Here is a 25,855-nt window from a genome sequence, read left to right on the forward strand (position 1 = left end):
CCCGCGAGCTTGCGAGCGAGCGCATCGAGATCAACGGTGAACGAGATCTCGATGCGGACCCTCGCAAGCTCGGGGCCTTACTCGATCAGCGGGGTATGGCGACTCTTCGGATCAGGCTCCGAGCGCAGCGAGGCGCCGCATCGAGACCACACCCATCACCGACTGGGTGGTTTCAACCAGCGGCGGGGCACGACTCGCAAGCTCGGAGCTGTTGCCAGATCAGCGGGAAGCCGACGGACCGACAGACTTGTCTCCGCGCAAACGCTTTCGGACGAGCTCGGCGCTGATCAGACACATCGGCAGTCCGATACCGGGCGTGGTGGCGTGGCCCGCGTAGTACAGCCCGTCGACTTTGCGTGACCGATTGGACGCGCGGAAGAAGGCGCTTTGTCGCAGGGTGTGCGCCGGACCCAGGGCCCCGCCCGACCAGGAGTTGACACTCTCGACGAAGTCGGCCGGCCCGACGGTGCGGCGCACCGTGATCCGGTCGGCGAGATCGGGGATGTCAGCCCATTTGGCCACCAGCTCGATCGCCCGGTCCGCGGTCTGCTCGATCGTCGTATCTCCCTGCCCGTCAACGCCTCCGGCACCCAACGCCGGATCAGCCGGCACCGGGATGAGCAGGAAGAGGTTTTCGTGACCGGCGGGCGCGACGGTCGGGTCGGTCGCCGACGGCCGGCACACATACAGCGATGCGGGATCGGGGATGTGCGTCGGACTCTCGAAGATGGCGTCGAAGTTGGTCGCCCAGTCTTCGGTGAAGAACAAGGAGTGGTGCGCGAGTTCGGGAAGACCGCCCTCCACACCCAGATAGGCGAGGACGGCACCTGGTCCGGATGTCGCGGCGTCCCAATACTTCTGCGGGAAGGTCCGCAACTCGTCAGGCAGCAGCCGGGTTTCCACGTGATGGAGGTCGGCGGCCCCGACGACGACGTCGGCCGCAATGACCCGCTCACCCTCGGAATCGTGGATTCGCACGCCGGTCACCGATGCCCGACGAGCCCACGGCGCCAGGCGTTTTCGCGGCGCGGTCAGGATCTCGGTCGCAGTGCATCCGGTGTGCATCCGGACCCCACGCTCGGCCGCGACGTCGACCAGGGCGTCGACCAATGTCGTGAAACCTCCTGCCGGATAACGGACTCCGTCGGCAAGGTCGAGCCAGCTCATCAGGTGATACATTGCCGGCGTGCGATCGGGCGACGATCCGAGGAACACCGCCGGGTACCCCAGGATCTGGCGCAAGCGGCGGTCGGTGAAGCGTTCGGCGATGTGGTGCTCCAACGTCCGCCCGAGCAGGGTGACGAGTTCGCGGGCATGTGCGAGGACCGCGGGCGCCGCGAACGCATGGACCGAGTCGAAGTTGGTGTACAGGAAGCGTTGTACGGCAAGCTCATATGCGCGCCGTGCGGATGCCAGATAATCCGACAGGGCCGCACCCGCACCCTGCTGCAGCGCCTCGAAGGTCTCCTGATTACGTTGTGCATCACCGACGATATCCACGGCGTCGGAGACATTCTCGAAGAACACCCGGTAGCCGGGATCGAGGTCGACGAGGTCGACGTGTGCCGCGGTCGACGTGCCGAGGAGTCCGAAGAAGTGGTCAAACACTTCGGGCATCAGCCACCACGAGGGCCCGGTGTCGAAGCGGAATCCGTTGCTCTCCCACGATCCGGCCCGGCCGCCGAGGTCCGAGTTCTTCTCGACGAGGTCGACCTGGTGGCCGTCGGCAGCGAGCAGAGCAGCGGTGGCCAGACCGGCGACGCCGCCGCCGATCACGACGACGCGACGAGCCTCGTCCTTCACGTCATCGATCCAGGCGTGCGCGGGATGCCCCGACGCACCGCGGCCGCTGCGGCGATCCGGGCCTTCTGTGGCCCTGGCACCCGAACCCTGGTGCGGCAGGCGGTGTCCGGATCGGTGACACGCAGCCGACGAGAGAGTTCCGCGAACAGATCGTGAGCGGCGCACACGGCAACCCGGGTTCCGCTGGGCAGCAACGGGATGGCGGCGCGGGCGGCGGCCAGGTCCGCGTCGATGTCGTCGACCCAGCGCCGCCACGCCTCTGCGGTGGGGTGGTCCGGATCCAGTCCGACGAGGTATCGGCGACCGAGTTGTCCGCTGTCCTCTCCGAGGTCGCGCAGGAAGTTCACCTTCTGAAAGGCGGCGCCTAGTCGTCGGGCGCCGGGCGCGAGTTGGTCGTAGCGCGCCTTGTGGTGTGGCTCGTCGGCGAGAAACGCGTGCACGCACATGAGGCCGACCACCTCGGCCGAGCCGTAGATGTAGTCGGCGAGGCTCGCGTCGTCGTGCACGGCACAGTCGAGGTCGGCGCGCATGGAGGCGAAGAACGGGGTCACCAGCGTGGGGTCGATGCCGGTGCGTCGGGCGGTGCGGGCGAAGGCGTGCACGACGAGGTTGGTGCTCGAGCCGCTGTGCAGGGCGTCGCCGACCTCAGTTTCGAGCGCTCCGAGCGCGACGCGACGTTGATCGGTGGACTGTTCGGGCCGGGGTGCGTCGACGATCTCGTCGGCGAGCCGCACGAGTGCGTAGATGTTCTGCACGTCGCGTCGGACCGGTTTGGCCAGCAGCCGCGAGGCGAGGCCGAACGACGACGAGTAGGAACGGATGAGCAGCGCGGCGCTCTGCTCGGCGACCACGTCATAGTGGCGGTACGGTCGCGACCGGTCGTCGTCGGCGCCGTGTCGGTCGGCGGTGGTGCGGATGATCGCGGTCATGACGCCCACTCGATGTCGGCGTACGGTCGCGGGCCGAGCGCGTGCACCTGGTCGACGAACCACGGACTGAACGCCCACGGAGTCCGCACGGCCGCGTCCCAGACGTCGTCGATCGGCGCCCACGCGTAGTCCATCACCTCGTCGGGGTTGGGTATCGGCCGGCCGATCGGGCGGGCACGGTAAACCGGACAGATCTCGTTCTCGACGACCCCACCTGCGTCGACTGCCCGATAGCTGAAGTCGGGCAGCACACAGGTCACCTCGTCCGCCTCGAGCCCCAACTCACGGGGCGCATAGCGCCGGACCGCGTCGACGACGTCCTCATCCGGTCGCGGATGCCCACAGTAGGAGTTGGTCCACACCCCCGGCCACGTCGTCTTGGACAACGCCCGCCGGGTCATGAGGATGCGTCCCACCGAATCGATCAGATGGCAGGAAAATGCCAGGTGCAGGGGGGTGTCGGTGCCGTGCACACTCTCGCGGGGTGCCGTTCCACTCGGTCGCCGGTGGGCGTCGACCAGCACCACGAGGTCATCGGTCATCAGCCACCTCCGTTCTCCGGCCCAGCGTATTGCCGGACGGGCTGTCCGCGCACATCTGGTCTTCGGTGCCGGACGAGGTTCGGATGGCGTCTGTCGGAGGGGTCGCGACCTCCGGCGTTCAGAGCCGACTCAACAGTTCAGCCTTCTTCGTCGTGAACTCCTCGTCGGTGAGGATGCCGCGCTGATGCAACCCTGCGAGCGACTCGATCGCCGCAACGATCGCCTCGGCCCCCTCGGCCGTTCCCGACGGCGCGGGCGCAGCGGCTTGTGGCGCGGTAGCGGCGGGCGACGACGCGGCAGGCGCGGCCGTGGGCGGCGTAGCAGCTGGCCGCGCGGCAGCAGCAGGCGGCGCGGCAGCAGCAGGCGACGACGGGGCGGGCGCGGCAGTGGGTTGGACCGCGGGCGACGACGTGGGCGACGGATGCTCGGTGCTCGCATCCGAGGGCGCACGATGCCGGGCTCGATGGTCCGGCTCTGGAGCCGCCGCGGGGGTGTCGGCCACTGCTTCGTCGTTGAGTTCGCGCAGCGTCGTCAGGCTGAAGGTGCCGAGTTGGCTGGTGAAGCCGACCGTCCCGACGGGACCGCCCTGCTGTTGCTGGACACCGCCGATCGCGTGTTCTCCGGTGTCGTAAACCCGTGCGGCACCGCCATACTCGATGACGAGGCGGTGGGTGGCCGGGAAGATCGCATAGCGCACTCCGTTCTGCGCGCCGGTCGAACTGGGCACACCGAGCCCCTCCGGCCACCAGTTGTTGGCGGCCACACCGAAACCCACCTGGCTCTGGGCGGTCGCGGCGCGAAACACCGTCGTCGTGTCCAGGAGTTGCGACAGCTCGTTACAGAGGGCATCGACGCGCGCCTTGAGCGCATTGTCGAACATGTTGCCGACCATGATCATCCCGCCGCGCATCCACTGGCCCGAGCCGCCGAGTTCGGGAATGTTGAACTGTGCCATCTGGCCGCCGCCGGCTCTCAGCGCGAGCAGCATCGCCAACACGGCGTCGCGTGATATTCCGTGACGGTCGGCGATGTCGGCGACAGCGGCGTCGGCGGCGGGGGTGATCGGAGACTCCATCTGAATGTGCTCTTTCGTCGTCGGCTTCGATCACCACTGTACGAGCGGGCGGCGATGCACGAGGCTTGGTGTCATCGCCAGAACCCATAGGAGCCTGCCATGTCACTGAATAACCATGCGATCGTGGCGTCGCTCGGGGCCGTCGCCGCCAACGTGGTCCCGCATCTGGCGCATGCCATTGCGGGACAGCCATTTCCCACGCCGTTCACCGACCCGCCGGGCCGCGCGGACTCACCACCCAAGCTCAATGCGGTGTGGGCGGGGATGAATGCGGCCGTGGCCGGCGGCCTGCTGTTCACGCAACGGCACCGGCTTCGCCAGCCATCGTTCTGGCTGGTATCGGGCGCATCTGGTGCGGTGTCGGCCTTCGGTCTCGCCGTGTATTTCCGGAGCCTGGATCACCACCTGATCCCCTCCCGATCGTTGCCCTGACCCGCTGTCAGCAGTGATACTGCTCACACCAGGGTTCGCTCGACGGAGAGGAATGGCTGTGTCGCTGATCGCTGACATCGACGGGGAGATGTTCGGCGAGGATTCCGCGCCCGCGGTCTTCGCGCACATGACCGACCCGTGGGATCACCCGCGAACCACCGCCGGCATCGCCATCATGTGCGAGTGGACGGCCACACATGGTTGCCCATCCGCCACGCTGCTCGACGGCACCGGGCTCGGGCCCGACGACCTGACCTCCACCGACATGCTGGTCGAGGCGCAACAGGAGATCGCGGTCATCCGCAATCTGCTCGCCACGATGGGCAGCAGACCGGGTCTGGGCGCGGAGATCGGCCGCGAGTATCACCTGACCTCCTACGGCTACTACGGGTATCTGCTGCAGTCCTGTTCGGTGGTTTGCGAGATGGTGGTGGCCGGCCTGCGGTATTCGCCGTTGACGTTCGCGTTCGCGACCTTCAGCGGCGAGTTGATGCCCGACGACCGTTGGTCGCTGTGGGTGCGCACCGAGGGAGTGCCCGACGACATCGCCACATTCGTGGTCGAGCGCGACCTCAGCGCGAGCATGCAGATGCAGCGCGAGTTGTTCGCCGGGCAGGACGTCGCCCCTTTGCTCGAAGTCCATTTCGCACATGAGCTGAGCTCCGACGACGCGCACGAGGTGTACGAGGACGTCTTCGGCGTGCCCGTGCGGTTCGGATGCGACCGCAGTGAACTGATCTTCGAACGCGGATACCTTGATCTGCGGCTACCGATGGCCAACCCGCACACCATGTCGATGATCACCGAACACTGCGAACGGCTGCGCGAGGAACGACTTCACTCCCATGGCGTCGCCGGACAGGTCCGGTCGTATCTGCTGGCGCAGGACTCGCTCGACCGCACGCTCGACGAATGCGCGGCGGATCTGCACTACTCGCCGCGAACGCTGCGCCGCGGTCTCACCCGGGAAGGGACGTCCTACCGCGCGATTCACGACGACGTGCGACGAGGCCTGGCGCACGACCTGCTGCGCGATCCGTCGATCCCGCGCACCCGCGTTGCCGAGCGGCTCGGCTACCGCGACTGGTCGAGCTTCGCCCGGGCAATGCGACGGTGGGGCGTGGCATCGGGCTGACGGCCGATCTCGATGCGGCGCCTCGCTTCGCTCGGAGCCTTACTCGATCAACGAAGAACCTCACGCGACACCCCCGCAGGTCGAGCACAGGCTCCACGCCCCCGTCCCGGACAACAACGCGACAGCCACCCCCCGCTGGTCGAGTAAGGCTCCACGCCCCTCCCAGGACAAAACGCGACAGCCACCCCCCGCCGGTCGAGCAAGACTCCACGCCCCTCCCAGGACAAAGACGCGACAGCCAGCCCCCGCTGGTCGAGTAAGCGACCGAGCGCAGCGAGGGCGCGCATCGAGGCCACCTCCCGTTGACGGACAACCGATCTCGATGCGGCGCCTCGCAAGCTCGGGGCCTTACTCGATCAACGAAGAACCTCAGCGATCGACGAACGAGAGGCGCGACACCCCCGCTGGTCGAGGGAGGTGGCGCCTCTACACCAACTCGAAACCGTGATAGTTGGACACCGCGATGCCGTCGCCGATCTGCTTGTACACATCGACTCCGCCCACGAATGGCAGTGCGACGCGGGGCTTTCCGGGGACGTTGACGCCCATGTACCACGACGGCGCTTCGCCCAACAGGGTCATGTCGGCGAGATCGTTGTTGGTGTTGACCCAATTGTCCTCCGCCGCCAGCTCGGGTTCGATGCGGTGCAGGCCGTGATCGCGAAGATACTGCAGCGCGTCGGTGATCCATTCGACGTGGTACTCAATGGAGGTCATCATGTTCGAGAGTACCGACGGACTCTGCGGCCCCGTCACCGTGAAGAGGTTGGGGAAGCCCGCCGACATGAGACCCAGATAGGTGCGGGGACCGTCAGACCACTTGTCGCGCAACGTCTGATCGCCGTGGCGGATATCGATCGAGTTCAGCGCACCGGTCATCGCGTCGAAGCCGGTGGCCAGGATGATGACGTCGAACTCGTATTCGGTGCCACCGGCGACGATGCCCCGCTCGGTGAACTTCTCGATCGGGTTCGCCTTGATGTCGATCAGCGACACGTTGGGCTGGTTGTAGACCTCGTAGTAGCCGGTGTCCACGCACATCCGTTTGGCGGCAATGGGATATGAACGCGGTGTCAGCAGTTCGGCGGTATCCGGGTCGGCCACGATCGTCTTGATACGGTTCCGAACATACTCGGCAGCAGCGTCATTCGCCTCGGGAAGCTGGAGCAGATCCCGGAAGGACAACTGATAACACAGCCCTCCGTTCTCATACCATCGATCGAGTTCCGATGCGACCGCCTCGCCGTCGAGGTCCTCGAAGAACGGGGGGAGGTCGACGCCACACGGCCAGCCACCCCTTGCCATCCGACTCTCCTCACGGATCTCGTCGTAGTGCGTTCTGGCTTTGGCCAATTCCTCGGCGATCGGCCGGTTCTGAGCGGGCACGGCATAGGTGGGAGTCCGTTGGAAGACCGTCAACTCGGCAACGTCGGGTGCAATCGTGGTGATCGTCTGCACCGCAGAGGAACCCGTACCGACCACGCCTACCCTTTTGCCGGTCAGATCCACGCCGCCCTCGGGCCATTCCCAGGTCCGGTAGATATCGCCGGCGAAGTCGTCGATCCCGGGGAAGGTCGGATCCACAGGCTTGGACAGACATCCGGTCGCCGCGATCACGTAGCGGGCGGTGATGGTGTCGCCGGAATCGGTGGTGGCCGTCCAGGTATCGTCGGCGTCGTCGAACTCCAGCGTGGTGATGCGGGTGTTGAAGGTGATGTCCTTGCGCAGATCATGTTTGTCGGCAACATGTTTGGCGTACGACAAGATCTCGGGCTGGGCGGAGTAGCGTTCGGTCCAATCCCAGGTCTGTTCGAGCTCGGGATCGAATGAGTAGGAGTAGTAGATCGATTCGATGTCGCAGCGCGCGCCGGGATACCGGTTCCAGTACCACGTTCCGCCGACATCTGCTCCGGCTTCGACGACGTGTGCGTCGAAGCCGAGTTCCCGCAGTTTGTAGAGCTGATACAGGCCGGAGAATCCGGCGCCGATGATGAGTGCGTCATGGTCAGGCATCGCTGACCGCCTTTCCCGTGTGGCTGCGAGCGTGGTCGTCGATGAAAGCGGTGACGTTGTCGGCCACGAGTGCCATCCCGGTCTCGTACCCGGGCAGGATCTTGGCCATCTGGAACCAGACGTGCATTTGGCCTTCGGCGAGTGCGACAGTCACCGGTACCCCCGCCTTTTCGAGCGCCTGGGCGTATGCGACGCCTTCGTCGTGCAACGGATCGAATTCGCAGACGAACACGAAAGCAGGTGGCAGCCCGGACAAATCGGGTGCCCGCAGCGGTGACGCGTCCGGGTGTGCACGCGCGTCGGCATCCGGCAGATAGTGATCCCAGAACCAGATCATGGTGTCGCGGTTGAGGAGTAGTTGATTCTCGGGCGCCACGTAGGACGCGGTGTCGAAGTCGCAATCGGTCACCGGGTAGATCAGGACCTGGTAGTCGATGTGCGGGCCCTTGCGGTCGCGCGCCCATTGCGTCATGACCGCGGCGATGTTGCCACCGGCACTGTCGCCCGCGACGATCAGCGGCGCACCGGCTTTCGCGTAGTCGGCGGCGTGTTCGGCGGCCCAGCACAAGCCGATGTAGCTGTCGTCGATTGCGGCCGGGAACCGATACTCCGGCGCCTTGCGATAGTTGACGAGAACGACGGTGGAGTGGGTGCGGTTGGCGAGGTCGCGTCCAACGTGGTCGTACTGCAGGTCGATGTCGGCCAGCACCCATCCACCACCGTGGAAGTAGACGATGACCGCCTCCGGCTCGCCCTCGGGGACGAGCACCCGCACCCGGAACTGGCTGCCGTCGGCAGCCTCGAGTTTGTGGTTGTGCACCGCGGCGACGTCGGGACCGCGTCCACTCATGCCCGAGAAGATGGGCCCGGTCATGCGGGCCACCGCCGGGGTCTGCTCACTGATCGGCGGCTGACGCCCTTCGGCGAGCATCTCGAGCAAAGCCATCGATACGGGTTCCAGTGGCATCATTACTCCTTGCCGTCGACGGTGACGTGACCTGGGTCACGTCACCACCGTAGGCGCATCACCACCGATCCCGACAGCACCTGCGGGGCCACAACCCGACAGTTCGGGCCACCTCTCACCGCCCCACGGGCCGAATCGGCTCCCCGATTACGACGACACCGTCGCCTGCGCCAGGCTCTCGAGGTGGCTGGTGGCGTCGATGTACTCCTGCACCCACCGTTGCATCACCGCGGCGGTCTTCTCCACCTTCTGGAACTGTCCGACGACCTGGCCGACGGGGTTGAACGCGACGTCGACGCTCTCGTCGGGATACTTGTGGGTCGCGGCGACCGCCATGCCAGAGACCATGTACTGCAACGGCATTCCGAGTGGGTCGGGATTGTTCGGGTCTTCCCAGGCCTCGGTCCAGTCGTTGCGCAGCATGCGGCACGGCTTGCCGGTGAACGACCGGCTACGGACGGTGTCCCGGCTGCTCGCGTTGATGTAGGCGGACTGCTGACGCGGAGTGTTCTCGGCCTCCTCGACCATCAACCACTGCGACCCGGTCCAGGCGCCCTGCGCACCCAGCGCCAGAGCCGCCGCGATCTGTTGTCCGCTGCCGATACCACCGGCCGCGAGCACCGGGATCGGCGCGACCTCCTTGACCACCTGCGGCCACAGCACGATGGACCCGACCTCGCCGCAGTGGCCGCCGCCCTCGCCGCCCTGCGCGATGATGATGTCGACGCCGGCGTCGGCGTGCTTGCGCGCCTGCTTCGGTGAGCCGCAGAGCGCGGCGACCTTGCGTCCGGCCGCATGGATCGTCTCGATCATGTCGATCGGCGGTGTGCCGAGTGCGTTCGCGATCAGGCTCACCTTGGGATGCTGCAGAGCGATCTCGACCTGCGGAGTGGCCGTCGCCTCGGTCCAGCCCAGCAGTTGCAGCGAGTTGTCGTCGCCGTCGTTGAGGGGGACGCCGTGATCGCGCAGGAGTTTGCGGCCGAATTCGAGCGTCTGCTCGGGCACCATCGACTGCAGCAGCTTGGTGAGGTCCTCGGCGGACATGTCGGAATCCATGCCCTCGTATTTGTTGGGGATGACGATGTCGACGCCGTACGGCCGGTCGCCGATGTGCTCGTCGATCCAGGCGAGCTCGATCTCGAGTTGTTCGGGCGTGAAGCCGACGGCTCCGAGCACACCGAAGCCACCGGCCTTGCCGACCGCGACCACCACGTCGCGGCAGTGGGTGAACGCGAAGATGGGGAACTCGATGCCGAGTTCGTCGCAGAGCGCAGTGCGCATGGGGTGTCTCCTCGACGCAGACAGTCAGAATTAGAACGTGTTCTACATCTTGATACCTCAGGAGTGCACCACCGGCAAGTGCCGTCCCCCAACGACCTGCCGCCGGCCGCCGAGAGCCAGTAGCCTGCTCCGATAACGCACTGCGTCGTCACAACGGGGGTCGGGGAATGGTCGGGACGGTCATCACGAGAGGTGTGCCGGCGACCGCTGCAGCTCTGATCGCAGGTTTGATGACGTTGACCGGAATCGGTCCGGCGCATGCGGTGCCGCCGACCACGCCCCACGTGTCGGCGGTCGACGACCACATCACCACCGCCTGTCGGAGTCGGCCGATCGACGTCGCCGTGCGCTGGCACTTTCCGGCGGGCACCCCGACAGGCCTGGTGTGGCTGCAACACGGCTTCACGCGGTCGGCGAAGAATCTCGACGGCGTCGCCACCGCCTATGCGGGGCAGGGGCTGCTCGTCGCCGCCACCAGTCTGGATTCACTCAACCCCGCCGGCTGCGCCGTCGCCTACAACCTCGCCGACAACGCCGCCTTCGCCGCGACGATGGCCACGGCGTTCGCGCGCGGCACCGATGACGATGGCGCACTGTCGCGCAGTCTGCTTCGTGCCAGCCGGACGGCGGGACGGACCGACGTCTCGATGCCACGCGAGATGGTGTTCTCGGGCCATTCGGCCGGCGGGGAGTTCGTTCTCACCGCAGCCGATCAACTGCAGATGACCGACCCCGCCGGCTACCGCAGACTGGCCGGTCTCATGCTGTTCGACCCGGTCAACTCGTTCGTCGGCAACAACTTTCACGCGGCAGCAGTCAACCTCGGCCGGGCCCGGCTACCGATCCGGGTGATCGCGTCGCAACCCTCCATCTCCAACGTCGGCGGTCTGGGAGTGCGCTGGCTCGAACAGACGACACAGCAACGGTTTCTCGGCGCACGACTGACCACCGGCATCCACATCGATGTCGAGGGTGCCGACACCGATGCCCTCGGCATCGCGTCGGAACTCGCGGTACCCCGTCCACGCAATGGCCGGGTGATCCGCACACTGGCGCCGCACTGGGTGACCGACCTCATCACCCGGCGGCCCACCGTCGCCTACTACCCGGGTGGCCGGTACTACGATCTGCTGCTGCGCACCGACACCGTGACGACGTTGCCCGCCAGGTGACGCGGCCCGGGGTCTCCGCTCCTGCCTTGTGAATCCGCTCCTTCGATCGAGGGAGCGTACCCGGATCGGGGGAGCGGATCCGTGTTCACCGATCTCACCGGACTCGAGTAGGCGACTACGCGTGCCACGGGTCGGCATTTGCGAGACGATTCATGTCATCGGACGGCCACCACCCCGGGAGTAACGATGACGGCGCAGCAACAACAGGCGATGGACTCGTTGTACGCACTCGACAATGTCGTCACGGTGAAGATCACCATGGCACCGGGCGACTGGGATGCGGTGCGCAACGAGCAGCCGAAGGGCGGGAGGTGCAATTTCGACTTCAAGGACGGCGCGCGATACACCTGGCGCACCGCGTCGAAGGTCGAGATCTCGGGGACGAAATTCCCACCCCGGACCACGTTCACCAACGTCGGCATCAAGAAGAAGTCGTTCTGCGGGTCGATCAACAGCGACAAACCCTGCCTGCACGTCGATTTCGGCAAGAACGACAAGACCACCCGGTCGGCCGCCGAGGCGCTGATCGGAACGCGCTATCTGACGCTGAACAACTCGGTCCAGGACTCGTCCTACGTGCGACAACCGCTGGGCTACAAACTGTTCGAGCTCGCCGGGCTTCCGTACTCGCGATGCAATTTCGCCCGGGTTCTCGTCAACGGCACCCCGATCGGCCAGGACCGACCCGGCGTCAACAGCCCGGGGGTGTTCGTCAACGCCGAGCCCATCATGCCGCGGTACATCGAACGCAACTTCACGCACCGGAAGGGCAATCTGTACGAGATCGAGCACACCGACGACTTCGTCAGCAGCAGAATCGATTTCATCGGTGTGGAGTCGCTCTCGGAGTTCGAGGACAAGGCCGACCTCCGGCTGGCCATCGACCGCATCAAGGCCCATGGCGTGTCCGGCGCCGCCGACGTGTTCGACCTCGACGAGTTCATCCGGCTCTACGCCATGGAGTTCTTCCTCAAGCACTGGGACGGCTACAGCCGCAACACCAACAACACCTACGTCTACAACGACGTCGACGCCGTTGCGACGCCGGGCGTCGGCAACGTGCGATTCACGATGATCCCCTGGGGTCTCGATCAGATCCTGAAGCCGGACCGCCACTTCGTCCTCGACACCGAAGGGCTGCTGGCGGAGCTCGTCCGCAACGATCCCACACGGCGCGCCCAGGTCCTCGAACAGATACGTACCTACCGGAGCACGGTTTTCGGCCGCGACAGCCAGGACAAGGTCCTGATCCCGATGCTCGAGGCGATGCGGACGACGCTGACCGGACTGGGTGTGCCGAATCTGCCCGTCGAGGTGGGCATCGTGCGGAAACAGTTGCGGCTGGCCATGTCTGCCGGATACCTGCTCGCCGGACTCGGCGCCACCGACGGCCTGTACATCCGCGACGACGCCACCAACGACTGCATGCACGAGTCCTCGCAAGCGATTCCGCCCGCTGCGCCGGTCCCGACGAACTTCGAGGTCACCCACCGGCCGCGCCCCACGACCGAGGAGGACTCGGATCTGTGGAACTTCCCCGCACTCGGCGCCGAGCATTCCGTCGTCAACAAGGCGTCCGGACGCATTCTGCATGCCAGCAAGAACCTGAACTCCGGTGCGGGACACAAGATGCTCTACGCAGGGGGTGGCGACAACACCGAGCATGCCGACGAGTTCCGGTTCGATCCCGTCGACGCCGACCCCCCGAACTTCTCGCAGAGCGGATATTTCGACCTCGTGAGCGTCCGCACGGGATTGCAGGCGCGGTTCGGCGCGGATGCCACGGCGTCGGGAGCGCCGCGTGTCCATCAGGAGGCGCAAGGGTCGAAGCTCTTCTTCTCCTGAGTCGGCTGGGTTCATCTGTCGCACCGACGGATCGCACGTTACCCACTCAACGTGAAACGCTGCCCACTCGACGTGAAACGGCGCCCAGTCGACGCGAAACGACGCCCGGTCGACATCGGCGGATAGACGGCGAGCCGGGTGCGGCACCTCAGGTTGCGGTCAGCACCCGGTGCATCAGGATGACGGTGGACCGCGGTTGCAGCGTATAGGTGTCCCCCGTTACGCGCGACATCTCCGACCAGTGTGCGATGTCATCCGGTGACGCGAGGGAGGTGTCGATCCAGCGGCGCCACGCTATCGTCATGCCACCGGTACCCTGCGGGATGTCGAAGGTCAACGGCGCCCAATAGGCGTTGATCATCGCGTGCAGGCGGATCGTGCCCCGGAGCGGGTGAAGGGACACGGCCAGTGCGTGGGACTCGTCCGACCAGTCCGGGCAGTCGAGTTCGGTGCCGTGCCAGGCGATCTCGGCGCGCTCCAACAGCTCGTACAGGGTGAGTGGCGCACCCTCGGCGACGGGCCGGGTATGGAACTTGATGAGATGCGTTGCGAATCGGCGGATATCGGCGTTTCGCTCGACGAGATCCCAGTCGAACCAACTGACCTCGTTGTCCTGGCAGTATGCATTGTTGTTGCCGCCCTGGGTACGGCGAACCTCGTCGCCCATCACCAGCATCGGGAGGCCGGCCGCCATCAGGGTGAGGGTCAGAAAGTTCTTGATCTGCCGTGTCCGTAGCTCTTCGACGGCCGGATCGTCGGTGGGCCCCTCGACCCCGCAGTTCCAACTGTGGTTGTCGTTCGACCCGTCACGGTTGCCCTCGCCGTTGGCGTCGTTGTGTTTCTCGTCGTAGGAGACGAGATCGTTGAGCGTGAATCCGTCGTGCGTGGTCACGAAGTTCACGCTCTGCTCGGCCTCGCGATGCTCGCTTCCGTAGATGTCGGGGCTGCCGAGCAGTCGGGTGGCCAGACCTTGGACGGTGCCGTCGTCCCCCTTGACGAAACGACGGACGTCGTCGCGGAAGCGGCCGTTCCACTCGAGCCACGCATCGCCGATGAAGGAGCCCACCTGATAAAGACCGGCGGCATCCCATGCCTCGGCGATCAACTTGGTGCCGGCCAGCATCGGGTCGCTCTCGATGTCCCACAGCACGGGCGGATTCGACAGCGGACGACCGTCTTCATCCCTCGACAGGATCGACGCCAGGTCGAACCGGAAGCCGTCGACATGCATCTCGGACACCCAGTACCGCAGGCTGTCCACGATCATCCGTCGCACGATGGAGGAGTTCGCGTTGAGGCTGTTGCCACATCCGGAGTAGTCGAGGTAGCGCGGACTCCCGGGCTCGAGAAGATAGTAGGAGGCGTTGCCCAGTCCGCGATAGCAGTAGGTCGGGCCGTCCGGCGAGCCCTCGCTGGTGTGGTTGTAGACGACGTCGAGGATGACCTCTATTCCGGCGCGGTGCAGTGCCCTGACCATGTCGCGGAACTCGTCTACGGCGCCCAACGCGTGGGTCGACGACGCGTACTCGTGGTGCGGCGCGAAGAACGAAATAGGTTGATAGCCCCAATAGTTCACCAGACCGTCGGGTGGTCCGTGCGGATCGAACTGGAACACCGGCAGCAACTCGACGGCGTTGATCCCGAGTTCCCGCAAGTACGGGATCTTCTCGATCAGACCCGCGAATGTCCCGCGCTTGTCCGGTTCGACATTCGAGTTGGGATGCCGGGTGAATCCCCGTACATGCATTTCGTAGATGACGGTCTCGGCCACCGGATGACGAAGGGGCTCATCGCCTTCCCAATCGTATCCACCGGTGTCGGCGACCACGCTCTTCATCGCCGTCGCCGAGTTGTCCCCGGGTATCGTGGCCGCGTGCCGGTCGAAGGCGTCGGGTACCGCGACCGCCTTCCCGTACGGGTCGAGAAGGACCTTGTCGCGGTCGAACCACACGCCGCGTTCGGGGATCACCGGCCCGTGAGCCCGGTAGGCGTACACCTGGCCCGGCATCAGACCGGCGACGAAGACATGCCAATAGTGGTAGGTCCGGTGCCGATGTGGGTTCAGCATGATCGTCCGCGAGGGCGTGGCGGCCTGCTCGTCGTCGAACAGGAGCAGGTCGATTCGGGTCGCGTCCCGGGAGAACACGCAGAAGTTCACCCCGCCGTCACGGACCGTGGCGCCCAGCGGCGCACTCCGGCCGGGTGTCGTGTCGACAGATGATGGTGTGTGCTGCAGCATCATCGACCTTGCCGGGAGTCAGCGGGGAGCACGACGGGTGTCGGGAAGACCATCCCGGGTTCCGCGGTGTGCTCGACGCGGACACGCCCTGCGGCCTCGGGCATGCGGCGCGGCGTTCCGTTGTCCATACCGGTCATTCTGCCGATCTCGGGGCCGCATGTCCGCGTGCTTGCCGACATTGGCCGGTGTACGAGCCAGGTGGCAGAGATCGAGCGGTCACGGCTGGTGCCGGTCGGTCACCTCGATCGTGAGATGGGCGGCACCGCCGAAGATCGGCAGCTTCTGTGCCACCTCGGGAAGCGGCACGGCAAACGACCAGCTGCCCAGGTCGAGCCGGCGCGCCTGAATCGGCGTGGCGCGTGCCGCCGGGTTGGCGAGGCCTTCGGTGATCGGATCGAACTGGTCCACCGGTCCCCCGACCATCGAGTTCCATGCCGCGAAGGCCATGATCCCGGTCGCATCCGCGTTCGGGCCGACGTCGACGATCAGCGAATCGGCCCAATCGAACAGTTGCTCAAGGTGATTGGCGAAGTCGAAGTTGTGTTCGCGCTCGACCACCTTGCTCACGCGCAGGGTCAGACTGTACCGGGCCCGACCCGCGTCCGGCCATTTGGTGCGATCGGCTCGAGCGGGGTCGGAGGTGGGATCGAGCAGGAAGGTGCTCACCAACGGAATCGGGTGATCCGGACTGTCGTGGAGCCGGATCAGTTCGTCGTTCAACTGGATGGGGCAGTACTGGTCGGCCCGCTGCTCACTGAGCACCACCGGCAGGCCGCGGATGGCGAGCCTCATGTCGGCCTGCCACGAGTCCTTGCCGCCGCCGTCGGAAACGTCCATGCGGGCAGGTAGTCCGTCGAGCCCGATCTTCACGCCCCATCGGCCGAACAGGAACCGCCGCAGGTTCTGATAGCCCTCCTCGGAGTTCACCTCGCCGTAGCGGCCGGAATGCGAACGGTAGACGAAGGCCCGGTGTGCCTGGCGGACATAGGCGTTCTCGATCCGCACCAGACCGTCGCTCTTGGCTCCCACGACAACCTTCGACGGCCCGTAGTCTTTCGGGTCCGTTCCGATGAGGCAGAAGACGTTGTCGGTGTCGAGTGCGCCGTCGAGGTCCTGGGGGTCGAACGGAGACTCCGGTTCGTCCCCGAAAGTCTTTCCGGGCGTGAGATACCCGTACATCTTCTGCGGCGCGAAAATGTCCGATCCGGCCGGCCCGATGGTCTCTTCCACCCAGTTGAACAGCCCGGCGTTGAACACGATGCCGCCGTGGGGTGTTCCGTAGGTGAAGAACTTGGCCACCAGATCGCGGGCCGGAACCCGCCGGCGGGGGTGGCCGGCGTCGACACGGGCGTCCGATTCGTCCTCGGCGCACACCTTCTGCATCATGCACCGGGCCACCAGGCCGCCCATCGAATGCGCGACCAGGATGACCTTGTCGGCGTTCGTCCGGCGCTGCACGAGTTGGATGAGGTCGTAGAGTCCCAGCGCGGCTTCCTCGATGTCGAAGCCGTCGGCGGTGACCTTGCGGTGGGCGAACGAGAAGACCTTCTCGACGATGTTCTGGTGGGGCGGCGCAGTGAAGGTGGTCGCGGCCTGATCGTAGAACCGATACACCCAGATCGAGTGCTGATCGACGTCACCGTCTTCCGCGTTGTGCAGATAGGCGCTCTGATCTCCGTGGACGAGAAGTTTGTAGTCGTGGTCGATCAGCAGCCGGAGCATCGGCCCCTCGAACTGGTAATAGCGGGGGTCGCCGTCACCGTCGACGCGGATGTGCGTCGACCCCAGGTTGAATCCGTAGAAGGGGTCGTCGACCTGACGGTCGATGCCGTCGGTGGATCCGGCGTAGCCGCGGATGTAGATGATCGGGTAGCGCTCCATGGCCCCGCTCCTCAAATGCGCTCGACTCGACACACTCTGTCGGTGTCCATCGTGAGCGGACCCGCGACGGCTGTCAGTCGTTCCCCGGAATGGATGTCCGTCCGCACCGGCCGTCGGTAGACTCGCGCTTCATGAGCGCCCCGACGGCCGACGGTCCTGCGGGCCGCGTCGACACCGTCGTCGTCGGCGCGGGGATCGCCGGACTCACCGCGGCCCGACTGTTGGCGCGCAACGGTCAGCGAGTGCTCGTGCTCGAGGCGCGGGATCGGGTCGGCGGCCGCGTGCACACCGACTGCAGCGGCGGCCGGATCACCGATCTCGGGGCGTCGTGGATCCACGGAATCGACAGTGCGCCGCTGCACGAGGTGACGCGGGCGTTCGGCATGCGTGACATCGAGTTCACGGTCGGCAGTTACCAACCCGCCGGCCGCCCGATCGCCTATTACGGACCCGACGGTGAGCGGTTGGCTCCCGCGGCGGTGGCGACCTTCGCCGCCGATCTCCACACGGTCGACGAGGCTCTCGCCCGCACCGTCGCCGCCTCCCCACCCGGCACCAGCTACGGGATCGCCGTCGAACAGACTCTGGCACAACTGGATTGGGGTTCCGAGCGGGCCGAGCGGGTACGGGAGTTCTTGCGGCATCGCACCGAGGAACAGTACGGGGTCTGGATCGACGATCTCGATGCGCACGGCCTCGACGACGACGAGACCGTGGGCGACGAGGTGGTGTTCCCCGACGGATACGACCGGCTGGCCACCCACCTGGCCGACGGACTCGATATCTGGCTGGGCCACACCGTGACTCACATTCGTTGGGACACCGGCGGCGTGTCGGCCGAGACCGACGTCGAGTCCTTCGCCGCGGATCACGCGATCGTGACCGTGCCCGTGGGTGTGCTCAAGTCGGAGGTGTTCAGCATCGATCCGCCACTGCCGGAACCGATCTCGGGAGCACTGGACCGTCTGGAGATGAATGCCTTCGAGAAGGTCTTCCTCCGGTTCGCCACCAGGTTCTGGGACGACGACGTCTATGCCATCCGCCGCCAGGGTCCGGCCGGTCGATGGTGGCATTCGTGGTACGACCTCACCGCCCTGCACGACGAGCCGACCCTGCTCACCTTCGCAGCCGGGCCGTGCGCTCAGGCCATCCGCGACTGGACCGATGACCGGATCACCGAATCGGTGCTCGACGGCCTGCGGGAGATCTACGGCAGCGCGGTCCCCGCACCCACCCGTGTCGACGTAACCCATTGGCAGGATGACCCTTTGACATGCGGGTCGTACGCCTTCATGACCGTGGGGTCGACCACCGCCGACCACGACATGCTCGCAACCCCGGTCGGCGGCGTCCTGCACCTGGCCGGCGAGGCGACGTGGACCGATGACCCGGCGACGGTGACCGCCGCGCTGATGTCGGGGCATCGGGCCGCCGAGAATGTGCTGGGACACAAGGTCCCACTCGACGAACTCCCCTGAGCGCCACGGGACATCCTCCGGCAGGGATTCGCTCCTTGATTGTGAATCCGCTCCCTCGATCGAAGGAGCGGATTCGGATTCGAGGAGCGGATGACGTGCCGCGCACCCTCAGGCCGGTGCTACGTCCGGAAGTAGTCGTTCAGCGTGACCATGGTCAGGTTGCGCTCCTTGATGAGCTCGGCCAGCTGCGGATACACGTGGGTGACGGCCGGGTGGTTCGCGTGGCCGATGACGACCGCCTGTGCACGGAAATAGGTTCGTGCGCACTGCATCACGTACTTCTCGGAGACCACGCGCTCGTCACCGAGCGTACCGTACCAAAGCGTGGACGCGGTGTAGCCGAGATCGGCGGCCACCCGGTCGACGGCGGCGTTGCGGTAGCCGTACGGGGGCCGATAGAACGGCGTGCCGTCGACGCCGAAGGTGTTCTTCAGGAATGTCCGGTTGCGGTTGAGCTGACCGGCGATGTCGGTCGACGACAATCGGGTGAGCGCCGGATGCGTCCAGGTGTGGTTCCCGAGTTGGATCTGCCCGGATTCCACCAGCGGCAGCAACGCTTTTCGGTGATCGCGCCAGCTCTGGTAGACGCCGGTGACGAAGAACGTGAACCGCGCGCCGGTGTCCTGCGCGAACTTGACGTAGGCGCCGACCACGTCGGAATTGTCGCCGTCATCGATGGTCAGCGCGAGGTAGCGCCCCGTGCCGGGCAACGCGGTGATCGGCGTGGTGGGAATCGGATACCTGTGCGGCACGAGCGGGCCGAGCTCAGGGGGCCTCGGCGGGTTGACCACATTCGGCGGCCACGGCAGATCGGGCAGCGGCAGCTTCGGTAGCGGCAGGTCGGACGAGAGTGTCGAACCGGCCGCCGTTGGTGTCGTACGTCCGACGACGCCCCCGGTCAGGGCGACAGCGGTACCCGCGGCGAGGGCCGTCAGGAATTGGCGTCTTTCCATGCACCCAGTTAACTCCAATCCCACCAGCCACATCAGCCCCAGCAGGCCGGTCTCTACCAGATCGTTGCCATAATTGGACAGAACGGACTTGTATTGAAAGCGATCCCGTTCCACACTGGAACGGTGACCACGCGTGACGAGCAGACCGACCGCACATCGAAGCCGCGGCCGTACAACTCGGCGCTGCGCCGGCGTCGGGCCGAGGAGACCCGTCAGCGCATCCTCGACGCGGCCGCGCGCCTGTTCGCCGAGCGGGGATGGTCGGTCGGGATGCGGGACATCGCGTCGGAGGCCGGCGTCGCCTTCGACACGCTCTATGCGGCGTTCAAGTCCAAGCCGCAGTTGCTCAATCAGGTACTCGACGTCGAGATCGTCGGCGACGACGAGCCGATTCCGCTGATCGACCGACCCGAGTTCGCGGCGCTGTCCAACGGCAGCCCGCGCGATCGTGCGGCGGCCGGCGCCGCCCTCATCACCGCCGTGAATCGACGCACCAGCGGTCTGCAGCGAGCCTTCACCGAAGGTGCCGCGGCAGACCCGGATCTCGCTTCGCGACTCGACACCGCCCGACGCGCCCAGCGGAACGAGGTCTACATCGGCGGCGCGGCCATCGCCGGCCGCGAACTGACCGCCGACGAAGGCGATGGCCTGTGGGCGGTGATCACCATGGAGATGTACAACCTGCTCACCACGCACGCCGGGTGGACCCCGGATCGCTACGAAAAATGGCTCACCGAAACGATTCTCAAGCTGCTGTCCCTGGAATGATAGGAGAGGGCCATGGCCGTCGATCCGCACGAGAACGCCGACACCCGGAGTATGGGGATCATTCACAGCGCACTGCGCCGCGATCTGCGGCGGCTTCGACTCGTTCTGGAGACCCCGCCTCATCCCGACCGACGGCGACGTGAAGCGGTCGCCGACCATACCGCTTGGCTGGTCGCTTTTCTGCACGCTCACCACACCGGTGAAGACAATGGGCTCTGGCCGGCCATCCGGTCGCGAAACCCCTCCGCCGGAACACTTCTCGACCAGATGGAGAGCGACCACCAACGGATCGCGGTGACCCTGGAGGAATTGAGTGACGCCGCCCGGGCCTACCGGGCGGATGACGAGGCACGCGCTCGACTCCTGACCGCATTGGCGACCGCACAAGAGGCCCTCCTGCCGCACCTCGAACGCGAGGAACGCGAGATGATGCCGATCGTCGCCGCGACCATCACCGCGGCCGAGTATCGCGACATCGAGGACGAATACTTCGTCAGACCAAAGGGTTTCACCGAGCTCGGGTTCGAGGGCCACTGGGTGATCGATGGCGTGTCGCCGAATGATCGCGAGGTCATCCTGCATGTCGTGCCACCGATCCCCCGCTTCATCCTGCTCCATGCATTCGCGCGGCGTTACCGCCGAAGGTGCGATCTGCTGTGGGGCGACGGTCCGGCCGCGACGGTCCCGTCGATCAGCCTGAGCACGGGCAGTGCCGCATGATCGGCAGGCTGGCGAGACGGGGTCGCACCGAGGTCATCGTCGATGCGCCGGCAGAAGCCGTGTGGCACATCATCACCGACGTCACCAGGATCGGCGAGTGGAGCCACGAATGCCGCGGAGCACGGTGGACGGGCACGGCCCACGCCGCGGCACGGGGCGTGCGGTTTCGGGGCACCAACCGCTCCGGCGTCCTCCGCTGGATGCGCACCTGCGAGTTCACCGTCGTCGACGCGCCGCGAACGCTGTCCTGGAAGACGTTGGGGCTCTTGGGGATCATTGACAGCACCGTGTGGCGGATCGATCTGGAACCGACGACGCGCGGCACACGCATCGTGCAGAGCTACGACGTCGTGCACGTGGCCCCCGGGTTCGATCGCATCTATTGGGTCCTCGTCAAGGGACACCGGGACCGGCAGGACGCGCTCACCGACGATCTGCGACGGCTCGGCGAGCTGGCGGCGATCGGGGCGCGACCGGCATCGGCATGACTGCGTGACGCACGCCGATCATCGGGTCGCCGCGCGCACGCGCTTCAGCAACATCTCGGCGCCATCCAGCATCAATTCGAGCGCCAGCGGATAGGCGCTGCGCTCCCCCATCGCCACCAGCTGTCCCGACACCGCGGAGATGTTGGGATACTCCGACTCCGGGAGCTTGGCGTACACCGACGCCCACTTGGCGTGATCGGCTTCGCGGGTCTCGGCGGGCAACGCCTGTTCGGCGCCGTCGAGGGCGGCGAACGCCAGCATCTGGTCGATCATCGCCCGATAGACCTTGGTCGCCACACCGTCGGGGAATCCCGCGGACCGCAGCACGCCGATGATGCTCTCGACGGCGGCGGTTTCATGGGGCCGGCCGGTCACACGGCTCGCGGCCAGCACCGCCACCTGAGGATCGGCGACATAGGCGGCGTGCACCTGCAGTCCGAAGGTACGCAGATCCGCCTTCCAGTCGCCGGTGAGGATCCAACCGCCCATGGTGCGCTCGATGAGGGCGTCGGCGATGGCGAGCTTAAGATCGTCGATGTTCGCGAAATACCGGTAGAGGGCGCTCGGATCGGCGCCCAGTGCCAGACCCAGTCGACGGGCGGAGAGGCCCTCGTTGCCGTGGAGGCGGAGCTGCCGGATCGCGGTCTCCACGATCAGGTCGTGGGTGAGCAGAACCCCGGTCTTGGTGGGCTTTCGCCGTCGGCCGCTGTTCGGCGAGCGTCCGGGCATGAACGCCTCCCATCGTCGTGCACTCCCCTCCACCCAGCTTATGTCAACACCCTCGACGTAAGGATGACGAAGGGTGTTTTCTGTCACAGACGCGCGGTCATGCGGCATCGCCGCTCAACAGAATCCTCACCGCACCGGGATACATCGGTGGCGGTCTGATCCAGGAGAAGTCCCCCATCATGACGACATTCGACCCCGGCGACGGCCGGACCACACAGCCATCCCTCACCCGGCGACTCGGCACCATGGACGGTCTGGCCATCGCCGCCTCCAGCACGGCCATCACCACCACCGTCGGCGTCGGACTGGGTGCGATCGCCACGATCGTCGGCATTCAGATGCCGGTGCTGCTCGTCCTGGCGTTTCTGCCGATCATCGGCATCGCCATCGGGTACGCGACGCTCAACAAGGTCGAGAGCAATTGCGGTAACAGTTACGTCTGGGTCGGGCAGACGCTGAGCCCGTGGCTCGGGTTCCTCTCGGGCTGGTTCCAGATGGTCAGCGTGCTGATCTTCCTGACCTACACCACCGCCATCGCGGGCTCGGCCATCATCCAGCTCCTCGGTCTGGCCCACGTCTCGTCGATCTTCGGGGTCACGCTGGATTCGAACTCGACGTTGCAGACGACCATCCTCGGACTGCTTCTGCTGGTGCCGCTGACCATCACCGCGATCCGTGGCATCGACGTCGCCGCCCGGCTGCAGAAGTATCTGCTCGCCTTCGAATACACCGTGCTGGTCGGATTCTGCGTCTACGGTGTCGTCGTCGGCAGCCAGCCGTTCTCCTGGGAGTGGTTCAATCCGTTCGCGATGCCCTCGTTCACCGTGCTGGCGCAGGGCCTCGTCGTCGCGGTGTTCTGCTATTGGGGATTCGAGGCGGCATTCAGCGTCAACGAAGAGGTCCGCGATCCCAAGGACGCATCGCGTGCCGGCCTGCTCACCGTGATCCTCGCGCTGGGACTGTTCGTCCTCGCCGCCGTCGCGTTCCAGCGGGTGATCCCCCACGACGAACTCACCACATCGGGCACCGCCGGGCTCGCCTCGTTCGGCAAGATGCTCGCCGCCGAGCCGCTCGCCGCGCTCCCGGTGATCGCCCTGACCCTCTCGGTGGTGGCGTCGATCCAGGCCACGCTGATCCCGAGCGCCCGCTTCCTGTTCGCCATGGGCCGCGACCGCACGCTCGGACCGGCCTGGACCAAGCTCCATCCGAAGTTCGGCACGCCGGCCCTCGCCACCGTGTTCTTCGCCGCCGTCGCCGCGACCCTCGCCGTGATCGCGGTGATCATCCCCAAGCTGAGCGACCTCATCCTCGCCGGTGTCAACTCGGTCGGCTTCGTCGTCGCACTCTGGTACGGCCTCACCGGGCTGGCCGCCGCCGTGCGATTCCGCGGCACGCTGCGCACCCATCCCAAGAAGGCCGTCGGGGCGGTGATCATTCCGCTTCTCAGCAGCGCAGTCCTGTTTGCTCTCAGCGGATATCTGGCCTGGACCTGGGTCACGTCGGCCGACCATTACGAACTCGTGCCGAACAACGGGTGGTTCCTGATCTCGATTCCGATCATGATGGTCGGCTCCGGTCTGGTCATGGCCGCGGTCGCCAAGTGGTGGCGCAAGTCGCCGTACTTCGTGTCCGGGCGAGGCACCGATGCCGACGCGACCGATCTCACGGTGCCGGGTGACGCGTCGAGGGTCGTCGTCACGACCGCCGAGATAGCCTGACCACGAACCGATTTGGAGAACCGACCTTGAACACCACCAACACCTCTGCCGATCTCGTCTTCCACAACGGGCCGGTGCTGACCATGGATGCCGCCCGCAGCCGAACCACCGGGGTAGCCGTCCGAGGCGGGCGCATCATCGCCGTCGGAGCCGATGTGACCGACCTGATCGGGCCGAACACCGAGACGGTCGATCTCCGTGGCCGACTACTGATCCCGGGATTTCAGGATGCCCACGCGCATCCGGTGGCCGCGGGACTGGAACTGGCCCAATGCAACCTGACCGATGCACGCGATGCCGCATCCACCTTCGAGACCATCGCCTCCTATGCCGCAACGCATCCGGATGTCGAATGGATCACCGGCGCGGGATGGTCGCTCGAGGCGTTTCCCGGCGGGATGCCGACCGCAGCGATGGCCGACCGGATCGTCGCCGATCGGCCGATGTTCCTGCCGAATCGGGATCATCATGGCGCGTGGGTCAATTCACGTGCCCTGGAACTCGCCGGGATCGACCGGCATACCCCGGACCCCGACGGCGGGCGCATCGAACGCGACGCGAACGGCGACCCGACCGGCATGCTGCAGGAGGCGGCGATGGATCTGGTCGCGGATCTGCTCCCGGAGCCCGACACCGACGAGATGATCGACGCGTTGTTGCTGGCGCAGAGGCATCTCCACTCACTCGGCGTCACCGCCTGGCAGGACGCGATGATCGGTCCCGGCGCCACGGTTCCCGACAGTTCCCGCGCGTACGCCACCGTGGCAGCCGACGGGAGGCTCACCGCCCGCGTGCGGGCCTCGCAATGGTGGGACCGCACGCGAGGCGCCGAACAGATCGACGAAATGATCGCGCGGCGTGCGGAACTCCGGATCGGGCGGTTCTGCGCGGACACCGTCAAACTGATGGTTGACGGCATCGCCGAATCCCAGACGGCCGCCATGCTCGAGCCCTACCTGACGCCGTGTGGCTGTCAGGGTGCGCACCGCGGAACGACATTCATCGATCCGAGCGAGCTGGCCAAGTACGTCACCGAGCTCGATGCCGTGGGATTCCAGACCCACTTCCACGCGCTCGGCGACCGCGCCGTGCGGGATGCCCTCGACGCCGTCGAAATGGCACGCAGCGTCAACGGTTTCCGGGACACCCGCCCTCATCTCGCGCACATCCAGATCGTCGACCCGGCCGACATCCCCCGCTTCCGGGCACTGTGCGCGACGGCCAACATGCAACCGTTGTGGGCGGCGCACGAACCGCAGATGGACGAGCTGACCATTCCGGCCCTCGGTGACGAGCGCGCTCGGCAGCAGTATCCGTTCGGCGACCTGCTGCGGTCGGGTGCCACGCTGGCGGCCGGCAGCGATTGGCCGGTCAGCAGCGCTGACCCGCTCGACGGAATCCACGTGGCCGTCAACCGGCGCGCACCGGGACAGGCCGACGGTCCGGTGTTCCTACCGGAACAGCGGTTGGACCTGACCACGGCGCTGGCCGCCTACACGGCCGGGTCGGCCGCGGTGAACCATCTCGACGAGACCGGGTCGATCAGGGCCGGGATGTTGGCGGATCTCGTTGTGCTCGATCGTGATCCGTTTGATCACCCGGCCGACGAGATCGCCGACACCACCGTGCTGGCAACCTATGTCGACGGTGTGTGCGTACACCGCGACGCCGCCGCGGAGTAGGTGCC

22 protein-coding genes are annotated in these 25,855 nt (G+C 66.2%); 10 read left to right on the forward strand and 12 right to left on the reverse strand.

The window, feature by feature from the left end; translation table 11 throughout:
* Positions 1-219: 219 nt before the first annotated feature.
* The 4 genes from crtI to ACWDTI_RS23480 all read right to left on the reverse strand — a co-directional run bounded on the left by crtI (position 220) and on the right by ACWDTI_RS23480 (position 4,349).
* Complete coding sequence (gene crtI, locus ACWDTI_RS23465; protein ID WP_449740539.1) at positions 220-1,803, reverse strand: phytoene desaturase family protein; 1,584 nt, start codon at positions 1,801-1,803, stop codon at positions 220-222.
* Positions 1,800-2,732, reverse strand: a complete 933-nt coding sequence (locus tag ACWDTI_RS23470) for a phytoene/squalene synthase family protein (protein ID WP_449740540.1) — start codon at positions 2,730-2,732, stop codon at positions 1,800-1,802. The genes crtI and ACWDTI_RS23470 overlap by 4 nt, the downstream gene beginning before the upstream one ends.
* On the reverse strand, positions 2,729-3,274 hold the full coding sequence (gene idi, locus ACWDTI_RS23475) for an isopentenyl-diphosphate Delta-isomerase (RefSeq protein WP_449740541.1): 546 nt from the start codon (positions 3,272-3,274) through the stop codon (positions 2,729-2,731). The genes ACWDTI_RS23470 and idi overlap by 4 nt, the downstream gene beginning before the upstream one ends.
* Positions 3,275-3,392: 118 nt before the next feature.
* Positions 3,393-4,349 carry an SHOCT domain-containing protein gene (locus ACWDTI_RS23480; RefSeq protein WP_449740542.1) on the reverse strand — a complete coding sequence of 319 codons (957 nt, stop codon included), beginning with the start codon at positions 4,347-4,349 and terminating at the stop codon, positions 3,393-3,395.
* A gap of 99 nt (positions 4,350-4,448) precedes the next feature.
* Here ACWDTI_RS23480 and ACWDTI_RS23485 point away from each other — a divergent pair, with 99 nt between their 5' ends.
* Together ACWDTI_RS23485 and ACWDTI_RS23490 are read left to right on the forward strand one after the other, a co-directional pair.
* Complete coding sequence (locus ACWDTI_RS23485; protein ID WP_449740543.1) at positions 4,449-4,781, forward strand: hypothetical protein; 333 nt, start codon at positions 4,449-4,451, stop codon at positions 4,779-4,781.
* A gap of 52 nt (positions 4,782-4,833) precedes the next feature.
* Positions 4,834-5,916: an AraC family transcriptional regulator gene (locus ACWDTI_RS23490; RefSeq protein ID WP_449740544.1), complete on the forward strand. Its 1,083-nt coding sequence runs from the start codon at positions 4,834-4,836 to the stop codon at positions 5,914-5,916.
* 426 nt (positions 5,917-6,342) lie between these two features.
* Here ACWDTI_RS23490 and ACWDTI_RS23495 read toward each other — a convergent pair whose 3' ends face one another.
* The 3 genes from ACWDTI_RS23495 to ACWDTI_RS23505 all read right to left on the reverse strand — a co-directional run bounded on the left by ACWDTI_RS23495 (position 6,343) and on the right by ACWDTI_RS23505 (position 10,177).
* The gene (locus tag ACWDTI_RS23495) at positions 6,343-7,929 is read right to left on the reverse strand and encodes a flavin-containing monooxygenase (protein WP_449740545.1); all 1,587 of its coding nucleotides are present in this window, start codon (positions 7,927-7,929) and stop codon (positions 6,343-6,345) included.
* Positions 7,922-8,896, reverse strand: coding sequence for an alpha/beta hydrolase (locus tag ACWDTI_RS23500; protein ID WP_449740546.1), 975 nt, complete (start codon positions 8,894-8,896; stop codon positions 7,922-7,924). The genes ACWDTI_RS23495 and ACWDTI_RS23500 overlap by 8 nt, the downstream gene beginning before the upstream one ends.
* A 147-nt stretch (positions 8,897-9,043) precedes the next feature.
* A complete protein-coding gene (locus tag ACWDTI_RS23505) occupies positions 9,044-10,177 on the reverse strand; it encodes a nitronate monooxygenase (protein WP_449740547.1) in 1,134 nt (377 codons plus the stop codon).
* A 230-nt stretch (positions 10,178-10,407) separates the two neighbouring features.
* On the opposite strand from ACWDTI_RS23505, the gene ACWDTI_RS23510 reads away from it, so the two are divergent.
* Positions 10,408-11,349, forward strand: coding sequence for an alpha/beta hydrolase (locus ACWDTI_RS23510; protein ID WP_449740548.1), 942 nt, complete (start codon positions 10,408-10,410; stop codon positions 11,347-11,349).
* Between the two features lie 186 nt (positions 11,350-11,535).
* Positions 11,536-13,194 (forward strand): CotH kinase family protein, encoded by a 1,659-nt coding sequence (locus tag ACWDTI_RS23515; protein ID WP_449740549.1) that lies wholly within the window; start codon positions 11,536-11,538, stop codon positions 13,192-13,194.
* Between the two features lie 148 nt (positions 13,195-13,342).
* On the opposite strand, the gene glgX is transcribed toward ACWDTI_RS23515, so the two are convergent.
* The 3 genes from glgX to ACWDTI_RS23530 form a co-directional block, all read right to left on the reverse strand.
* The gene (gene glgX / locus ACWDTI_RS23520) at positions 13,343-15,433 is read right to left on the reverse strand and encodes a glycogen debranching protein GlgX (protein WP_449740550.1); all 2,091 of its coding nucleotides are present in this window, start codon (positions 15,431-15,433) and stop codon (positions 13,343-13,345) included.
* Positions 15,433-15,561, reverse strand: coding sequence for a hypothetical protein (locus ACWDTI_RS23525; protein ID WP_449740551.1), 129 nt, complete (start codon positions 15,559-15,561; stop codon positions 15,433-15,435). The genes glgX and ACWDTI_RS23525 overlap by 1 nt, the downstream gene beginning before the upstream one ends.
* An 88-nt stretch (positions 15,562-15,649) precedes the next feature.
* On the reverse strand, positions 15,650-17,314 hold the full coding sequence (locus tag ACWDTI_RS23530) for an esterase/lipase family protein (RefSeq protein ID WP_449740552.1): 1,665 nt from the start codon (positions 17,312-17,314) through the stop codon (positions 15,650-15,652).
* A gap of 131 nt (positions 17,315-17,445) precedes the next feature.
* Here ACWDTI_RS23530 and ACWDTI_RS23535 point away from each other — a divergent pair, with 131 nt between their 5' ends.
* On the forward strand, positions 17,446-18,792 hold the full coding sequence (locus tag ACWDTI_RS23535) for a flavin monoamine oxidase family protein (RefSeq protein ID WP_449740553.1): 1,347 nt from the start codon (positions 17,446-17,448) through the stop codon (positions 18,790-18,792).
* A 119-nt stretch (positions 18,793-18,911) separates the two neighbouring features.
* Here the strand turns inward: ACWDTI_RS23535 and ACWDTI_RS23540 are convergent, their stop codons facing one another.
* Positions 18,912-19,745 (reverse strand): polysaccharide deacetylase family protein, encoded by an 834-nt coding sequence (locus ACWDTI_RS23540; RefSeq protein WP_449740554.1) that lies wholly within the window; start codon positions 19,743-19,745, stop codon positions 18,912-18,914.
* Positions 19,746-19,868: 123 nt separating this feature from the next.
* Between ACWDTI_RS23540 and ACWDTI_RS23545 the strand changes: the two genes are divergently transcribed.
* From ACWDTI_RS23545 to ACWDTI_RS23555, 3 genes are read left to right on the forward strand one after another with little or no spacing between them, the layout of a single operon-like run.
* A complete protein-coding gene (locus ACWDTI_RS23545) occupies positions 19,869-20,513 on the forward strand; it encodes a TetR/AcrR family transcriptional regulator (protein ID WP_449740555.1) in 645 nt (214 codons plus the stop codon).
* Between the two features lie 12 nt (positions 20,514-20,525).
* The gene (locus tag ACWDTI_RS23550; RefSeq protein ID WP_449740556.1) at positions 20,526-21,233 is read left to right on the forward strand and encodes a hemerythrin domain-containing protein; all 708 of its coding nucleotides are present in this window, start codon (positions 20,526-20,528) and stop codon (positions 21,231-21,233) included.
* Entirely contained in the window at positions 21,230-21,721 is a 492-nt protein-coding gene (locus ACWDTI_RS23555; RefSeq protein WP_449740557.1) for an SRPBCC family protein, read from the forward strand. The genes ACWDTI_RS23550 and ACWDTI_RS23555 overlap by 4 nt, the downstream gene beginning before the upstream one ends.
* An 18-nt stretch (positions 21,722-21,739) precedes the next feature.
* Here ACWDTI_RS23555 and ACWDTI_RS23560 read toward each other — a convergent pair whose 3' ends face one another.
* Positions 21,740-22,450: a TetR/AcrR family transcriptional regulator gene (locus ACWDTI_RS23560; protein WP_449740558.1), complete on the reverse strand. Its 711-nt coding sequence runs from the start codon at positions 22,448-22,450 to the stop codon at positions 21,740-21,742.
* Between the two features lie 179 nt (positions 22,451-22,629).
* Here ACWDTI_RS23560 and ACWDTI_RS23565 point away from each other — a divergent pair, with 179 nt between their 5' ends.
* Both ACWDTI_RS23565 and ACWDTI_RS23570 read left to right on the forward strand, forming a co-directional pair.
* A complete protein-coding gene (locus ACWDTI_RS23565) occupies positions 22,630-24,168 on the forward strand; it encodes an APC family permease (RefSeq protein WP_449740559.1) in 1,539 nt (512 codons plus the stop codon).
* Between the two features lie 83 nt (positions 24,169-24,251).
* A complete protein-coding gene (locus ACWDTI_RS23570) occupies positions 24,252-25,850 on the forward strand; it encodes an amidohydrolase (RefSeq protein ID WP_449740624.1) in 1,599 nt (532 codons plus the stop codon).
* Positions 25,851-25,855: the final 5 nt, after the last annotated feature.

This window comes from Gordonia sp. NPDC003424 (assembly GCF_053588655.1).

What these genes read in the sequence shown, in the direction of transcription:
- ACWDTI_RS23470 (WP_449740540.1), bottom strand. Translation starts at nt 2,732, where the DNA reads ATGACCGCGATCATCCGCACCACCGCCGACCGACACGGCGCCGACGAC.
- idi (WP_449740541.1), bottom strand. Translation starts at nt 3,274, where the DNA reads ATGACCGATGACCTCGTGGTGCTGGTCGACGCCCACCGGCGACCGAGT.
- ACWDTI_RS23480 (WP_449740542.1), bottom strand. Translation starts at nt 4,349, where the DNA reads ATGGAGTCTCCGATCACCCCCGCCGCCGACGCCGCTGTCGCCGACATC.
- ACWDTI_RS23485 (WP_449740543.1), top strand. Translation starts at nt 4,449, where the DNA reads ATGTCACTGAATAACCATGCGATCGTGGCGTCGCTCGGGGCCGTCGCC.
- ACWDTI_RS23490 (WP_449740544.1), top strand. Translation starts at nt 4,834, where the DNA reads ATGGCTGTGTCGCTGATCGCTGACATCGACGGGGAGATGTTCGGCGAG.
- ACWDTI_RS23495 (WP_449740545.1), bottom strand. Translation starts at nt 7,929, where the DNA reads ATGCCTGACCATGACGCACTCATCATCGGCGCCGGATTCTCCGGCCTG.
- ACWDTI_RS23500 (WP_449740546.1), bottom strand. Translation starts at nt 8,896, where the DNA reads ATGCCACTGGAACCCGTATCGATGGCTTTGCTCGAGATGCTCGCCGAA.
- ACWDTI_RS23505 (WP_449740547.1), bottom strand. Translation starts at nt 10,177, where the DNA reads ATGCGCACTGCGCTCTGCGACGAACTCGGCATCGAGTTCCCCATCTTC.
- ACWDTI_RS23510 (WP_449740548.1), top strand. Translation starts at nt 10,408, where the DNA reads ATGACGTTGACCGGAATCGGTCCGGCGCATGCGGTGCCGCCGACCACG.
- ACWDTI_RS23515 (WP_449740549.1), top strand. Translation starts at nt 11,536, where the DNA reads ATGACGGCGCAGCAACAACAGGCGATGGACTCGTTGTACGCACTCGAC.
- glgX (WP_449740550.1), bottom strand. Translation starts at nt 15,433, where the DNA reads ATGCTGCAGCACACACCATCATCTGTCGACACGACACCCGGCCGGAGT.
- ACWDTI_RS23525 (WP_449740551.1), bottom strand. Translation starts at nt 15,561, where the DNA reads ATGGACAACGGAACGCCGCGCCGCATGCCCGAGGCCGCAGGGCGTGTC.
- ACWDTI_RS23530 (WP_449740552.1), bottom strand. Translation starts at nt 17,314, where the DNA reads ATGGAGCGCTACCCGATCATCTACATCCGCGGCTACGCCGGATCCACC.
- ACWDTI_RS23535 (WP_449740553.1), top strand. Translation starts at nt 17,446, where the DNA reads ATGAGCGCCCCGACGGCCGACGGTCCTGCGGGCCGCGTCGACACCGTC.
- ACWDTI_RS23540 (WP_449740554.1), bottom strand. Translation starts at nt 19,745, where the DNA reads ATGGAAAGACGCCAATTCCTGACGGCCCTCGCCGCGGGTACCGCTGTC.
- ACWDTI_RS23550 (WP_449740556.1), top strand. Translation starts at nt 20,526, where the DNA reads ATGGCCGTCGATCCGCACGAGAACGCCGACACCCGGAGTATGGGGATC.
- ACWDTI_RS23555 (WP_449740557.1), top strand. Translation starts at nt 21,230, where the DNA reads ATGATCGGCAGGCTGGCGAGACGGGGTCGCACCGAGGTCATCGTCGAT.
- ACWDTI_RS23560 (WP_449740558.1), bottom strand. Translation starts at nt 22,450, where the DNA reads ATGCCCGGACGCTCGCCGAACAGCGGCCGACGGCGAAAGCCCACCAAG.
- ACWDTI_RS23565 (WP_449740559.1), top strand. Translation starts at nt 22,630, where the DNA reads ATGACGACATTCGACCCCGGCGACGGCCGGACCACACAGCCATCCCTC.
- ACWDTI_RS23570 (WP_449740624.1), top strand. Translation starts at nt 24,252, where the DNA reads ATGGATGCCGCCCGCAGCCGAACCACCGGGGTAGCCGTCCGAGGCGGG.